The following is a 13,240-nucleotide window of genomic DNA, read 5'->3' on the forward strand; positions in this document are numbered from 1 at the left end:
CGAGGGCTTTTTTGTTTTGTGCGAAGCGTTTTATACAAACGAAATTACGCAAACGCGGCGATGGTTTCCTGCGTCGAGCGCACGTGGCCCATGCGGCGAAACAGTTTCTCGAACGAAAAGTGATGCATCTCTTCGTTCAGACCCGAGGTGGCGTCTTCGACGAACACGAGCTTGAAGCCGAGATCGAACGCCGCGCGCGCGGTGGATTCGACGCCGAAGTTCGTGGCGATGCCGCCGATGACGATGGTGTCGATGCCGCGGCGGCGCAGTTGCTGCTCGAGGTTCGTGCCGTAGAACGCGCCCCACTGGCGCTTGGCGACGATCACGTCCTCGGGTTGCGCGCCGATCTCGGGCACGAGTTCCGAGGCTTCGGCCGGTGCGGGCGGCGTGTCGGGCGTGCGGCCGGGCGCGTCGGCGGGCAACGCGAGCAGTTCGTTCAGGAGCACGTGCACCCAGACGACGGTGCCGCCCTTGGCGCGCAGTGCGTCCGCGAGCGGTTTGGCGTTGGCGACGACCTGCGCGCCGCTATGGGGCGCGATCTGGCGGCCTACGATGCCGTGCTGAAGGTCGATCATCACGAGCGCCGTGGTGCGCGCATTCAGTGAAAGTGCTTGCGTCATGGTTCACCTATATGTGAGGATGGCTTCACATAATCATACACGAATGTGAAGGAGGCTTCAGATATGGCGGCAGACCCGCTTGCGCGCAAAGAGGCGCAAAAGGAAGAGGCACGCGACAACGCCCGGCGCGTGCCGCGTCAGGAACGCGCGGCGCGCACGGTCGACGCGCTGCTCGAAGCCGCAGGCGAAGCCTTCGCCGAGCGCGGCTTCGAAGCGGCGACGATGACGCAGATCGCGCAGCAGGCGGGCGTTTCGGTGGGCGCGGCGTATCAGTACTTTCCGAACAAGGAGGCACTGGCCCTCGCGCTGCGCAAGCGCTATGGCGACGAAATGGACGCGCGCTGGAGCGCGCTCATCGCCGCGCACGACGATGCAGGCCAGCTTGCGCTCGCGCAGTTGGTCGAGCGTCTGTTCGACCTGATGGTCGATCTGATGCACGACTATCCCGCGTATTTGCCGCTGCTTTCCGTGCCGCTCGGCTTCAAGCGCGATGCGGCCGTGCGCAATCTGCTGCGCCAGCGTTTCACGGCGCTCTTCCTGCGTTATCAGCCGGCGCTTGCGTCGGACGAGGCCTATCGCGTGGCCGAAGTCATGCTGCAGGTCATCAAGAGCCTCAACCCACTATACGCCGCGGCGAAGCCGAAGGAGCGCAAGCTGCTGGTCGCCGAGTACAAGGGCGTGCTGGCGGCGTGGCTCGCCGTGCGGCTCGCGTGAGCCCGCGAGCCGCGGACACAGCGCTTTAGCGCAGCAACGGGTCGTCGCGCGACTCGAGCACGCGGTCGATCAGGCCGTACTCGGCGGCCGCGTGGGCCGACATGAAGTTGTCGCGGTCGCTGTCGTGCGCGATCTGCTCGATGCCGCGTCCGGTACGCGCGGCGAGTATCGCGTTCAGGCGCTCGCGCAGGTACAGGATCTCGCGCGCCTGCAGCTCGACATCGGCGGCGGTGCCCTGGCCGCCTCCCGAAGGTTGATGGATCATGATGCGTGCGTTCGGTAGTGCGAAGCGTTTTCCCTTTGCACCCGCGGCGAGCAAAAACGACCCCATGCTGGCGGCGAAACCCGTGCACAGCGTCGAGACATCGGGCTTGATGAATTGCATCGTGTCGTAAATGGCGAGTCCGTCGTAGACCGAACCGCCCGGCGAGTTGATATAGAAGCTGATGTCCTTGTCCGCGTTTTCCGCTTCGAGAAAGAGCAGTTGCGCGACCACGAGGCTCGCGCTTTGTTCGGTCACCGGCCCGACGAGGAACACGATGCGCTCGCGCAGGAGGCGTGAGTAGATGTCGTAGGCGCGCTCGCCGCGCCCCGAGGTTTCGATCACGGTCGGGACGAGATTGAGCGCGTTCGGCGGCAATGCTGCATGATTCAGTGCAAAGGATGGCATGACGGGCCTCGTGTTTTTTCCGTAGGCGGCGCGATTGCGCCACTGCTGCCATGACGCCCGCCGCGGGTCGCCCGTGACGAAAATATTTTTGCGTGAGGCTGTCACGCCGGCCGCGTGCCGGACGTCATGAGGGAAAGGGCGGCAGCGAGCACGCATGGCGAAGGAGCGAAGCGAATGACGCAGGCGATCGACACAATCGAAGGAACGAGTCCGGAAGGCACCGGGTGTAATGAGGCAGCGACCCCAGTGAGCGACGAAGCCGATCCGGCGCCGGCAGCGTGGACCGACGCGCGCCGCGCCGCCGCCTTCGGCGAGGCGCGCGCTCGGCTCATTGCGCTGGCCGCACGCGTGCTGGGCAGCCGTGCGGAGGCCGAGGACGTCGTGCAGGACGCGTGGTTCCGCTGGCGCGACGCCGACGCACAAGCCCTGCGCGTACCGCAGGCGTGGCTCGCCACGGTCACCGTGCGCCTTGCGATCGACCGGCTGCGGCGTTTGCGTCGCGAGCAAGCGGGCGAGCACGAGGCCGCGTGGCTCGACGACGCGGCGCCTTCTGCGGAAGAGGCGGGCTTGCGCGCGCGGCGCTTCTCGGACGCGCTGCTGCTGCTGCTCGAAAGGCTGGGACCGCTCGAGCAGGCGGTGTTCGTGCTGCGCGAGGCCTTCGACTGCGACTACGCGCAGATCGGCGCGCTTACCGGCTGCACCAACGAGCATTGCCGGCAGATCGTGCGGCGTGCCCGTGTTCGGCTCGCTCGCGAGGCCGTGCCGCAAGCGGCGCCAGCAGACAAAGTGCGGCACGCGCGCACGGTCGAGCGCTTGCGTGACGTACTGCAAGCACAGGATCGCGTGGGATTGATGGATTTGCTGGGGGTGACGGCAAACGCGCTGGTCGTGGCGAGCGCGGCCGAAGAGTCTCGCAGCGAGGTCCCGCAAGAAGCGCCCGTTGCGCGCGTTCTGCGTGCCGAAGCGCTGGCGCTGGACGGCGAGCCGGGCGTGGCGCTCGTCGCGCAGGATGGCGCGCTCGCCGCCTGGCTGCATGTGCGCGACGACCGCGACGGGCTGCCCGAGCCGGTGGTTTGTGTCGCGGCAACGGAAGGGGGAAGCGCGGGGCCGGCCAACCGGCTTCAGGCCGCCAACCGGGCTTTCGGCGGCGAGGCGGTGCGCAAGATGCTGGCCCGGCTCGCCTCGAGCGACGGCGCGGCGTGCGTGTCCACGCTTACCGTCACCGCTCGCGCGTCCACCACACACGGCTGCGCGACGCTGCTCACCGAGCCGCTCGTCCTCGCGTAAGCCAGGCCTCGGCCTGAATGGGCGCTAGCCGCGCAACGCGGCGTCCCAGTTGATATCGACGCACAGTACCTGCACGCCGTGCTCCGTTTGCAAGGCGACCGAGGCCGTGACGCACAGGTGCGCCTCGTTGATCGACAGATAGGGCGGCGTGAACTGCACGCGGCCTGGCGCCTTCCTTGCGCCGATGAAGTAAGGCCGCCGTTCCCAGCTTGCGCCTTCAGAATGCAGCAGCGGCCGGAAGCGCTTGGCGCGCTGCGACGTGCGGCCGTCGGGCAGCACGTTGTCGCCGATCTGGCGGCCCGACGCGTCGAGCAGGAAGCAGCGCGCCGTGTCGTCGAGGCCGAGCAGCGGCAGCGTGGCGTCGCTCATGGTCGCGCCCTCGGCAAGCTGCTTTGCCGCCGCTTCGATGGCGCTCACGTACGGCGCGAGACGCGCCGACTGCGAACGCTCGCGCGCGGCCACGCGCTCGCGCAGGCGCGACGAAAGATCGTCCATGAGCTGCGCAGCCTTGGCCGGCGGCACGGGCTCGACGTCGGGCCGCGCGAAATACGCGCCCTGCACGAAGTCGGCGTTGCTTTCCAGCGCGATCAGCGCGTCGCGCTCGGTCGAAAGGCCGCCTACGAGCACGAGCTGACCCGACTCGTGCAGCATCGAGACGAGCCCCGGCAGCACGCGCTCGATATGCGCGTGGCGGCTCGCCTGGGCGAGCAGGCTGCGGTCGAGCGTGACGATGTCGGGCCGCACCTGCCACACGCGGTCGATGTTCGAATGCTTCGCGCCGAAGCCATCCAGCGCGATCACGAAGCCCGCCTTGCGCAATCCGTCGATGATCTCCGCGAAGCGCGAATTCTCGCCGCCCGCCTGTTCCGACACTTCCAGCACCACGCGCTGCGGCTGCAGGCCGAGCGCCTTGAGGCCGGCGAGCAGGGCGTCGCCGTAGCTCGTGTCCATGAGCGCGGCCGGGTGCAGGCTCAGAAAGAGCCATTCGTCATGCGAATCGAACGCGTTGAAGTTGCCCAGATGCAGCGATTCCGCGAGACGCCCCAGTTCGAGCAGGTCGCCGCGGCGCGCCGCCTGCGTGAACACCTCCTGCGAGGGCACGTGCTGGCCTTGCTCGTCGTGCGCGCGCAGCGACGCGTGATAGCCGATCGCGCGCCGGTGCGCGACCGAAAACACGGGCTGGAACACGCTGAAGACGGTGTAGCCGCCGTATAGCACGGTGCGGCGGGCGCCTTCTTCGCCGGCGATGGGGCGAGACTGGAAACCGGGGGGATCGATGTCGATCATGCTGGTCATTTCGTTTCGATGGCGCTCGGGACGGACGTGACGGGCGGGACGCGTGAGCGTCAAGTTTACAGGATAGAACAGCAAAAAGTATGCGAGTCCCAAGTCCCGTGCCCGTTGGCCCGTGCGGTGGCGCACGCGCTATTTCGGGATAGCGTGCGGGATGGTGCGTGAATTCGGCGCGAAACCAGGCGACGCACAGCCACGAGGCGCGCCGCACCTTTGCGGTGCGCGCGCCGGCGGTGAGGATGCGACCGCAACGACCCCGGGCCCGGCTTGTCAGGCGCGCTGTCAGGTCCGCTCGGACGGATCGGTCTTCTTCGCGGTGCGGCGCAGGTCCGACGCGAGCTGCGCGAAGATCCACGACGAGCCCGCCGTGATGATGCCCACGCAAATGAAGGTGGCGTGGAACGCCGGAATCACGTTCTCGCCCGACTTGTGGCCCATGATGCCCGTGAAGGTGGTGAGCAGCGCGCCCGCGACGGTCACGCCAAGGCTCATCGAGAGCATTTGCACGAGCGAGAAAAGGCTGTTGCCGCTGCTCGCGCCGCCCGTGCCGAGGTCCTTGAGCGTGAGCGTGTTCATCGCCGTGAACTGCATCGAGTTCACGGCGCCGAAGATCGCCAGTTGCGCGATGCGCATCCACAGCGGCTCGTGGGGCGTGGAAAGCGCGAAGCTCGCCATCATGAGACCCACGAGCACCGTGTTCGAGACCAGCACGCTGCGGTAGCCGTAGCGCATGATGAGATACGTCACGAGGCGCTTGGAGAACATGCCCGCAGCGGCCGTGGGCAGCATCATGAGGCCGGCCTCGAACGCCGTGTAGCCGAGCGCCACCTGAAGCAGCAGCGGAATCAGATACGGCATCGCGCCGCTGCCGATGCGCGCGAACAGGTTGCCGAGCAGCCCCACGCTGAAGGTGTGGATCTTGAAAAGGTCGAGCGAAAAGATCGGCTGTGGCGTGCGCACCGCGTGCAGACCGTAGGCCACGAACGCGGCGAGCGAAAGGATGAAGAGCACGAGCACGGTGGCGTGCTGAATGCCGAATTCGCTGCGCCCGTCGAGCGCGAACGAAATCGCGAGCATGCCGATCACGAGCAGCAGGTAGCCCGGCAGGTCGAAGCGCGGCGTGTCGGGGTTGCGGCTGTCGGGCATGAAGATGAAGGTGGCGATGCAGCCCACCACGCCCACCGGCACGTTGATGAGAAAGATCCAGTGCCACGAGGCGATCTGCACGAGCCAGCCGCCGAGCGTCGGGCCGATGAGCGGGCCGATCAGCCCCGGAATCGCCACGAACGAGAGCGCGGGCAGATAGCGTTCCGCGGGAAACGTGCGCAGCACGGCAAGACGGCCGACCGGCAGCAGCATGGCGCCGCCCACACCTTGCGCGACGCGCGAGGCCACGAGCTGGTTCAGTGTATGGGCGCTCGCGCACAGGAGCGAGCCGACCGTGAACACGAAGATCGCGCCGAGGAACACGCGCCGCGTGCCGAGCTTGTCCGCGAGCCAGCCCGATACGGGAATCATCACCGCCATCGTGAGCGAATACGCGATCACGACTGATTGCATGCGCAACGGTAGTTCGCCGAGGCTCCTCGCCATCGCCGGCAACGCCGTGTTGACGATGGTCGAATCGAGGGTCTGCATGAAGAAGCCGGTGGCGACGAGCCACAGCATCACGGACAGCGAGCGGGGCGACGCAGTGGTGCTGGACGCAGCGGTGGATTCGGACATGGGCGAGGAGAGGGGCGCGCAGGCAAGCGCCATTGTAGGGAAAACGGCGCGCGCACGCAGACGGCCGGGCCGGCTGCCGCAAATGTGGCGTAAGCGGCCGAGGCGCCGGGGCGTGCGGCGCCTCGCGCGTTTATCCGTCGAGGCGCGCCGCCGCCGCGAAGAAAGCCTGGGCGCGCGGATCGAGCGTGAGCGCCACGTTGATGCGAATCCACGGGCTCGCCTCGCCTTGCGGGCGGAAGTGGCTGCCCGGCGAGACCGCCACGCCGAGCGGCTCGCCGCAGGCGGCGAGGCGGGTGGAGTCCTCCACGTGCGGCACGCGCGCCCAGACGAACTTGCCGCCCGTTTGCGCATAGCCGCGCGCCGCGCTCGCCGCGGCGGTCGACGCCGCCGCGCTGCCGAACAGCTCCCACCCATGCGCTTCGAGCGTGCGCGTGGCCGATCCTTGCGCCTCGGCGATGCGCCGGCGCAGTCGTTCGAGGTATTTGCGATACGCGCCGCGCTCGAGCAGCGTGGCGGCCACGGCCTGCGAGAAGCGCGAACCGCTGATGCTGGTGAGCGCCTTGATGGCCGCGAGATCGCGCACGATCGCCGGGTTCGCGACCACGTAGCCCACGCGCAGCGCCGAGGAGAGCGTCTTCGAAAGTCCGCCCACGTACACGACGTGCTCGAACTGGTCCAGCGCCGCGAGCCGGTCGGTGGGATCGGCCTGGAAGTCGGCGTAGATGTCGTCCTCGACGATCGTGAAGCGGTGCTCGCGCGCGAGCTGCAGCAGGCGGAACGCGACAGGCGGCGAGATCGTCGAGCCGGTCGGGTTGTGGAACACCGTGTTGACGAAGAACGCGCGCGGATGGTGCTCGGCGAGCATCGCGTGCAAATGGTCGAGGTCGGGTCCGCTCGCCGTGCGGCGGATGCCCACGAGGCGCACCCCGTGCAGCTTGAGCAGACCGTACAGGTTGTAGTAGCCTGGGTCCTCGACGAATACCGTGTCGCCGGGCTTGAGCATGTAGCGCATGAGCAGGTCGAGGCCTTCGCTCGCGCCTTCGGTAATGAGGATCTGCTGCGTCTCGGCGACGATGCCAAGCGGCGCGAGCCGGTTGCGCAGATGCTCGCGCAGCGTGGCGTCGCCCGTTGGCGTGCCGTAGTCGACGAGGCTCGCGGGGTCGCTGCGCGACACATGGCGGATCGCCTGGCCAAGCGCGTCGATGTCGCGCCACGCCTGGGGGATCGAGCCGCTGTCGAGCTGCAGCAGTTCGCCCTCGCGTTCGAGCTGGCTGAGCAGGTGACCCGATTCGTCGGCGGCGTTCGAGAGGTCGCAGGTGCCCATGCCGGAGAGTCCCGCGCGCGCGTGCTCGCTTACGTAAAAGCCCGAGCCGTGGCGCGAGTCCAGATAGCCGAGCGAGACGAGCCGGTCATAGGCCTCGATCACGGGAAAGCGGCTGATGGCGTAATCGGCGGCGAACTGGCGGATCGACGGCAGGCGCGAGCCCGGGTGCGCCGCGCGCGAGCGGATCCACGTCTGCACGCCGGTGACGATCTGGTCGGTGAGCGGCACATCGCTCGCGCGGTCGAGTTCGAGTTTCATCTGGGTCTCGCTGGGTAGGCCGCTTGAGGCTGCGGTTTGAAACGGCAGTGACTGTTCGGTTTTTTGGCTGCACAGTTCCAGATGAACTGTTCGGAACTGTACATGGGATCGTGCGTCACTGATCGCAATAATGCTCCTACCGGGAAGGCGCTTCAAGTCCTTGTCAGCCAGCCTTCCCACGGCCGTCCGAGGGTGACTCGGCGGCCAGTCTGCAAGGAGCACGGCAATGCGCGAAATCCGAATCTTCGAACTGGAACATGGCGAGCCCGTCGAAACCTGGCGGCTCGGCGAGGCAATTCAATTGCATGTGAGCGAGGGCGAACTGTGGCTCACGATCGCGGGCGACGCCGGCGACTACTGGCTGCGCGCCGGCGAGTCGATCGGACTGGCCGCGGGCGTGCGCGTGCACGTGAGCGCGGGCCGCGAAGGGGCGCGTTTCGTGCTCGCGCTGGGCGGCGCAAGCGCCGCTGCGCCGGCGTGGACGGTGGCGCCGGTCGACATGGAACGCGTGCGCGCGGCGGGTGCGAGCGGTGTCGCGGCGCGCATCGGCGAGGCGTTGCGCGGCTGGGTGCAGCGCAGGCAGTGGGGCGTCCGGGCGGCGGGTTGAGCCGGGTTGGCGTCGTTGCTCGTGCTACGCGATGTGCCGGGCGGCAGGCGTCGTATCGCCTGCCATTTCCCCCACGTAGCGCGCGCGCGGACGGATCAGCCTGCCGTCGGCGGTCTGTTCGAGCGCATGCGCGATCCAGCCCGTCACGCGGCCCGCGGCGAACAGCGTGAACGCCGCGCCGCGCGGCAGCCCCAGCACGCGCTCGATGGCCGCGAGCGCGTAGTCGAGCGTCGGCCGCGCGCCGCTCGTCTCGGCCACGGCCTGGGCGAGCGCGTCGACTTCGTCCATCGGCGAGCGCGCCGGCGCGCGTTGGGCGAGCAGGTCCAGCAGGAGGCGCGCGCGCGGGTCGCCATCGGGATAGAGCGGATGGCCGAAGCCGGACAGCGGCACGGCTGCGCCGAGTTCGTCGGGCGCGAGACGGTCGGCAAGATAGCGATGCAGGTCGTCGGCGCGCGCGGCTTCGTCGAACAGCGCGGCCACGCGCGTGGTCTCGCCGCCGTGGCGCGGCCCGGCCAGCGCGGCCAGGCCGCCCGTTGCCGCGCCGAACAGATGCGTGCCGGTGGAGGTGATGCAGCGCACCGTGAAAGTCGAAGCGTTCAGCTCGTGGTCCGCGCACAGCACGAGTGCGGCGCGCAGCAGGTCGGTTTGCGCGCGCGAGCGCACGCCCCACGCCTCGCCTAGCTGGCGGTGCAGCGGCTCGTTCGACGGCGCGGTGGAAACGAGCGCCGCCGCGAGCAGGCGCATGAGCATCGCAGCGGTGTCGATTTGCGCGTCGCGGCCTTGCGCCCAGATGCGCGGCATCTGCGCGGCGGCGGCGGGCAACAGCACGAGCGCGCGTTCGAGCGGTGTGTGCCCGCTCCAGATCTTCAGCCATGCGGACCATTGCGCGGCCGCGATGGGCGCCTCGGGCGCCTGCAGCACGCGGCGCGGCGCGCATTGCCACAGCAGCGCCGCGACCTCTTCGAGCGAGGCCTGACGCGCGAGCGCGATGGCGTCCTCGCCACGATAAAAGAGCTTGCCGTCGGCGATCAACGTGATCGACGATTCGAGCACGGGCACGCCCCAGTCGAGCACCTTCTGCGCGACCTTGCCCGCGCGCTTGCCATCGGCCTTGCGGCGCGCGAGGCGGCGCACCTCGGCGGCGTCGTAGCGGTTGTGGCGGCCATGGGGCGAGGGTGCCGAGGCGATGAGTCCGCGGCTCACATAGGCGTAGAGCGTGGCCCGGCTGATGCCGAGTTCGATAGCGGCTTGTTCCGCGGTCATATAGCTGGACATGGTGGCTCGCCTCCTGGAACCGGAGAAATCAATCTATGTTGATCATCATAATCAAGATTGATCCGGGATTCGAGCGGCGCGACGATGCGTGACATCACTACGGCCCGTTTTCTCCACGCTTGCCTAGCAAAAGGACTGCACGCCATGACGCCACGCGACGCGCTCGATCACCTCTGGATGCTGGCGGGCTGCGACCCGTCCGCGCTCGACTGGCTCGACATCGAAGGCGCCGATCCGGGCTTGCCGTCGATTTTTCGCGTGGGCACGCTCGCGGCGGCGAGCATCGGCGCGGCGGGGCTCGCGGCGGCGCAACTGCACGCGCTGCGCACGGGCCGGATGCAGCGCGTGGCGATCGACGTGCGCCGCGCGCTCGCCGCGTTTCGCAGCGAGCGCTATTTGAGCGTGGACGGGAAGCCGCCCACGGAGCTGCGTCATCCGGTGACGGGCCATTTCCCGACCGGCGACGGCCGCTGGATCCAGCTGCACGCGAACTTCCCGCATCACCTCGCGGGCATCCTGCGCGTGCTCCAATGCGCGGACGACCGCGACGCCGTCGCGCGCGCGATTCTTGGCTGGGAAGGCGCGGCGCTCGACGACGCGCTCGCGCAAGCGGGCCTGTGCGCCGCGCTCGTGCGCGCACCACGCGAATGGGCCGCGCACGAGCAGGCGAAGGCGGTGGCGAGCCTGCCGCTGTTCGAGATCGAGCGCATCGGCGACGCGCCCGCCGAGGCGCCGCGAGCGGGTGGCGGCGCGCGTCCGCTGGAAGGCGTACGCGTGCTCGACCTCACGCGCATCATCGCGGGGCCGGTGGCGGGGCGCACGCTCGGTCAACACGGCGCGGACGTGCTGCTCATCAACGGCCCGCATCTGCCGAACATCGCGCCGCTCGTGATCGACAACGGCCGCAGCAAGCGCTCGGCCACGCTCGACCTGCGTGACGCAGCCGCGTGCGAGCAGTTACGCGCACTCGCGCGCGACGCCGATGTGTTCGTGCAAGGGTACCGGCCGGGCGCGCTCGCCGCGCGCGGCTTCGCGCCCGAAGCGCTCGCGCAGGTGCGGCCCGGCATCGTGTGCGTGTCGATCGGCGCGTATGGGCATCGCGGGCCGTGGCGCGAGCGGCGCGGCTTCGACAGCCTCGTGCAGTCGGCGAGCGGCATCGTGTGGGCCGAGAGCGTCGCCGCGGCAAAACACGGCAACGGCGCAGCCGGCGCGCAGCCGTTCACCGCGGCCCGCCCGTTGCCGTGCCAGGCGCTCGATCACGCCACGGGCTATCTCGCCGCGTTCGGCGCGATGGTGGCGCTCGCGCGGCGCGTGCGCGAAGGCGGCAGCTGGCACGTTCGCCTTTCGCTCGCGCAAACGGGCCGCTGGCTGCAGACGATGGGCACGCTCGAAGACGGCCAGCAGGCGCCCGAGGTGGGCGCCGCCGATCTCGCCGATTGCCTGGAGGAAATGGACTCGCCGTTCGGGCGCGTGCGCGCGGTGGCGCCCGCCGAGCGGCTCGAACTCACGCCTGCGTTTCATGCGCGGCCGCCGGTGCCGATCGGCAGCGATGCGCCGGCATGGAACGACTAGACGCCACCGCGTTTTCGCGCGCTACTTGCGCAGTTCCGCGACGAAATCGTAATAATCGTTGCGGCAGTAGGTATCGGTGAGTTCGATGGCGCGCTGATCGGACGTATAGCCCACGCGCGTGATGAGCAGCAGCGCCTCGTTGGGCGCGATGCTCATCTGCCGCGCGATTTCGTCGCTCGCGTTCACGGCGCGAAAGTGTTGCAGCGCGCGCACGATCGAAAGCCCGCGCTGTTCGAGAAAGCTATAGAGCGAATCGCCGATCGCGTTCGGGTCGGGAATCAGCGCGGCGGGAAAGGTGGAGTTTTCGACGGCCATGACGATACCGTCGGCCAGACGCAGGCGCTTCAGGCGCGTGACGGCCGCCGCCGGCGAGAGCCCGAGCTGGATCACTTCATCGCGGCTCGCGGGCTGGATTTCGCGCGAGAGCCAGCGCGAGCTCGGCGTGAAGCCGCGCTGGCGCAGCATCTCGCTGAAGCTCGTGAGGCGCGAGAGCGGGTCTTCGATGCGCGGCGTGATGAAGCTGCCCGCGCCTTGCGTGCGGCGAATCAGGCCCTGCTCGACGAGTAGCGCGATCGCCTTGCGCGCCGTGATGCGCGAAACGCCGAGCGACTCCGCGAGTACGCGCTCCGAAGGCAGGGCTTCGCCCGCGTTCCAGCGATTGTCGTGGATCGCGAGGCTCAGCTTGCGCGCGAGCTGCAGATAGAGCGGCGTGTCGTTGTCCGGGTCCGGGCGCAGGTCGCGCCAGCGGTCTTCCGTGGGTGCGTTCATGGGAGGCAGGCATGAAAGGCGAACGGCAATTTTATGTCATCGATGCGCAATCGCGGAAATGAACGGCTTGCGAGAGTGCGTATGACCGCATTGCGCGCGAGGCGATACACTGGCCGTTCTTTGCCAGTGGGCGCCGTTGCAGCGCGCAAAGGGAGATCATGACGACCGATATCGCAAGCGTCGCATTGCCGGACGGCGAACGCATTCCGAAGCTGGGGCAGGGCACGTGGGAAATGGGCGAGCGCAGCGCGCATCGCGCGGCGGAAATCGCCGCGCTGCGCGAAGGCGTGGCGCTCGGCATGACGCTCATCGACACCGCCGAGATGTACGGCGACGGCGCGACCGAGCGCCTCGTCGGCGAGGCCTTGCAGGGCCTGCGCGACGAGGTGTTTCTCGTGAGCAAGGTGTATCCGCACAACGCGAGCCGCAGCGGCGTCGCGCGCGCGTGCGAGGCGAGCCTGAAACGTCTCGGCACCGACCGGCTCGATCTCTATCTGCTGCACTGGCGCGGCGGGGTGCCGCTCGAAGAGACGGTCGAAGGGTTCGAAGCGCTCGTGCGCGCGGGCAAGATCCGTCACTGGGGCGTGAGCAACTTCGACACCGACGACATGGAGGAGCTGTTCGCCACACCTGGCGGCGACGCGTGCGCGACCAACCAGATTCTCTACAACATCGCGCGGCGCGGCGCGGAATTCGACCTGCTGCCGTGGAGCGCCGCGCATCGCATGCCGGTGATGGCGTATAGCCCCGTCGATCACGCGCGCTTGCCGAGGCGCTCGCCGCTCGACGATATCGCTCACGCACACGGGGTGTCGGTCTATCGCGTGGCGATGGCGTGGGTGCTGGGTCAAAGCGGGGTCTGTGCGATTCCGAAGGCGGGGCGCGTCGAGCACGTGCGCGACAACCGCGCGGCGCTCGATCTCGCACTCGGCGAGCAAGAGCACGCGGCGCTCGACGCGTATTTCAAGCCGCCGCGCAGCAAGCGTCCGCTCGAGATGCTGTAGGGCGCGAATGGGGTAGGCGTTTGCATGCGCGGTCATACCAGGCATCGGCGTATGGCGAGCAGACAGCCGGTGTGGCCGCCCGGGAACGCCACGCGCATCGCGCATCCGGCTACCGGCCCACGG

At 68.7% G+C, this 13,240-nt stretch carries 12 protein-coding genes; 5 read left to right on the top strand and 7 right to left on the bottom strand.

The features are described 5' to 3' along the window. Positions 1–44 precede the first annotated feature (44 nt). A complete protein-coding gene (locus AB3X99_RS01175) occupies positions 45–620 on the bottom strand; it encodes an isochorismatase family protein (RefSeq protein WP_368615936.1) in 576 nt (191 codons plus the stop codon). A 63-nt stretch (positions 621–683) separates the two neighbouring features. On the opposite strand from AB3X99_RS01175, the gene AB3X99_RS01180 reads away from it, so the two are divergent. Continuing rightward, the gene (locus AB3X99_RS01180; protein ID WP_368615937.1) at positions 684–1,334 is read left to right on the top strand and encodes a TetR family transcriptional regulator; all 651 of its coding nucleotides are present in this window, start codon (positions 684–686) and stop codon (positions 1,332–1,334) included. 25 nt (positions 1,335–1,359) lie between these two features. On the opposite strand, the gene clpP is transcribed toward AB3X99_RS01180, so the two are convergent. Then, positions 1,360–2,004: an ATP-dependent Clp endopeptidase proteolytic subunit ClpP gene (gene clpP, locus AB3X99_RS01185; protein WP_069262785.1), complete on the bottom strand. Its 645-nt coding sequence runs from the start codon at positions 2,002–2,004 to the stop codon at positions 1,360–1,362. A 174-nt stretch (positions 2,005–2,178) separates the two neighbouring features. Here clpP and AB3X99_RS01190 point away from each other — a divergent pair, with 174 nt between their 5' ends. Next, on the top strand, positions 2,179–3,291 hold the full coding sequence (locus tag AB3X99_RS01190) for a sigma-70 family RNA polymerase sigma factor (protein ID WP_368615938.1): 1,113 nt from the start codon (positions 2,179–2,181) through the stop codon (positions 3,289–3,291). Between the two features lie 24 nt (positions 3,292–3,315). Here AB3X99_RS01190 and AB3X99_RS01195 read toward each other — a convergent pair whose 3' ends face one another. The 3 genes from AB3X99_RS01195 to AB3X99_RS01205 form a co-directional block, all read right to left on the bottom strand. Then, positions 3,316–4,587, bottom strand: a complete 1,272-nt coding sequence (locus AB3X99_RS01195) for an EAL domain-containing protein (RefSeq protein ID WP_368615939.1) — start codon at positions 4,585–4,587, stop codon at positions 3,316–3,318. A 279-nt stretch (positions 4,588–4,866) separates the two neighbouring features. Next, positions 4,867–6,309, bottom strand: a complete 1,443-nt coding sequence (gene mdtD, locus AB3X99_RS01200; protein WP_368615940.1) for a multidrug transporter subunit MdtD — start codon at positions 6,307–6,309, stop codon at positions 4,867–4,869. A gap of 130 nt (positions 6,310–6,439) precedes the next feature. Next, positions 6,440–7,891 (bottom strand): PLP-dependent aminotransferase family protein, encoded by a 1,452-nt coding sequence (locus AB3X99_RS01205; RefSeq protein WP_342948486.1) that lies wholly within the window; start codon positions 7,889–7,891, stop codon positions 6,440–6,442. 226 nt (positions 7,892–8,117) lie between these two features. Here AB3X99_RS01205 and AB3X99_RS01210 point away from each other — a divergent pair, with 226 nt between their 5' ends. Beyond that, on the top strand, positions 8,118–8,498 hold the full coding sequence (locus tag AB3X99_RS01210; protein ID WP_368615941.1) for a DUF2917 domain-containing protein: 381 nt from the start codon (positions 8,118–8,120) through the stop codon (positions 8,496–8,498). Between the two features lie 24 nt (positions 8,499–8,522). On the opposite strand, the gene AB3X99_RS01215 is transcribed toward AB3X99_RS01210, so the two are convergent. Beyond that, entirely contained in the window at positions 8,523–9,773 is a 1,251-nt protein-coding gene (locus tag AB3X99_RS01215) for a citrate synthase family protein (RefSeq protein ID WP_069262779.1), read from the bottom strand. A gap of 144 nt (positions 9,774–9,917) precedes the next feature. Here AB3X99_RS01215 and AB3X99_RS01220 point away from each other — a divergent pair, with 144 nt between their 5' ends. Then, positions 9,918–11,345, top strand: a complete 1,428-nt coding sequence (locus AB3X99_RS01220; protein WP_368615942.1) for a CoA transferase — start codon at positions 9,918–9,920, stop codon at positions 11,343–11,345. Between the two features lie 21 nt (positions 11,346–11,366). On the opposite strand, the gene AB3X99_RS01225 is transcribed toward AB3X99_RS01220, so the two are convergent. Then, entirely contained in the window at positions 11,367–12,113 is a 747-nt protein-coding gene (locus AB3X99_RS01225) for a GntR family transcriptional regulator (RefSeq protein ID WP_342948490.1), read from the bottom strand. 158 nt (positions 12,114–12,271) lie between these two features. Between AB3X99_RS01225 and AB3X99_RS01230 the strand changes: the two genes are divergently transcribed. Then, on the top strand, positions 12,272–13,117 hold the full coding sequence (locus AB3X99_RS01230; RefSeq protein WP_368615944.1) for an aldo/keto reductase: 846 nt from the start codon (positions 12,272–12,274) through the stop codon (positions 13,115–13,117). Positions 13,118–13,240: the final 123 nt, after the last annotated feature.

The organism is Paraburkholderia sp. BR10882, from assembly GCF_040948855.1.
Taxonomy (GTDB): domain Bacteria; phylum Pseudomonadota; class Gammaproteobacteria; order Burkholderiales; family Burkholderiaceae; genus Paraburkholderia; species Paraburkholderia nodosa_A.

Bases quoted from the DNA above. Each gene is read 5' to 3' on its own strand.
- AB3X99_RS01225 (WP_342948490.1), bottom strand. From the start codon at position 12,113: ATGAACGCACCCACGGAAGACCGCTGGCGCGACCTGCGCCCGGACCCG.
- AB3X99_RS01180 (WP_368615937.1), top strand. From the start codon at position 684: ATGGCGGCAGACCCGCTTGCGCGCAAAGAGGCGCAAAAGGAAGAGGCA.
- clpP (WP_069262785.1), bottom strand. From the start codon at position 2,004: ATGCCATCCTTTGCACTGAATCATGCAGCATTGCCGCCGAACGCGCTC.
- AB3X99_RS01210 (WP_368615941.1), top strand. From the start codon at position 8,118: ATGCGCGAAATCCGAATCTTCGAACTGGAACATGGCGAGCCCGTCGAA.
- AB3X99_RS01230 (WP_368615944.1), top strand. From the start codon at position 12,272: ATGACGACCGATATCGCAAGCGTCGCATTGCCGGACGGCGAACGCATT.
- AB3X99_RS01215 (WP_069262779.1), bottom strand. From the start codon at position 9,773: ATGTCCAGCTATATGACCGCGGAACAAGCCGCTATCGAACTCGGCATC.
- AB3X99_RS01220 (WP_368615942.1), top strand. From the start codon at position 9,918: ATGACGCCACGCGACGCGCTCGATCACCTCTGGATGCTGGCGGGCTGC.
- AB3X99_RS01190 (WP_368615938.1), top strand. From the start codon at position 2,179: ATGACGCAGGCGATCGACACAATCGAAGGAACGAGTCCGGAAGGCACC.
- mdtD (WP_368615940.1), bottom strand. From the start codon at position 6,309: ATGTCCGAATCCACCGCTGCGTCCAGCACCACTGCGTCGCCCCGCTCG.
- AB3X99_RS01205 (WP_342948486.1), bottom strand. From the start codon at position 7,891: ATGAAACTCGAACTCGACCGCGCGAGCGATGTGCCGCTCACCGACCAG.
- AB3X99_RS01195 (WP_368615939.1), bottom strand. From the start codon at position 4,587: ATGACCAGCATGATCGACATCGATCCCCCCGGTTTCCAGTCTCGCCCC.
- AB3X99_RS01175 (WP_368615936.1), bottom strand. From the start codon at position 620: ATGACGCAAGCACTTTCACTGAATGCGCGCACCACGGCGCTCGTGATG.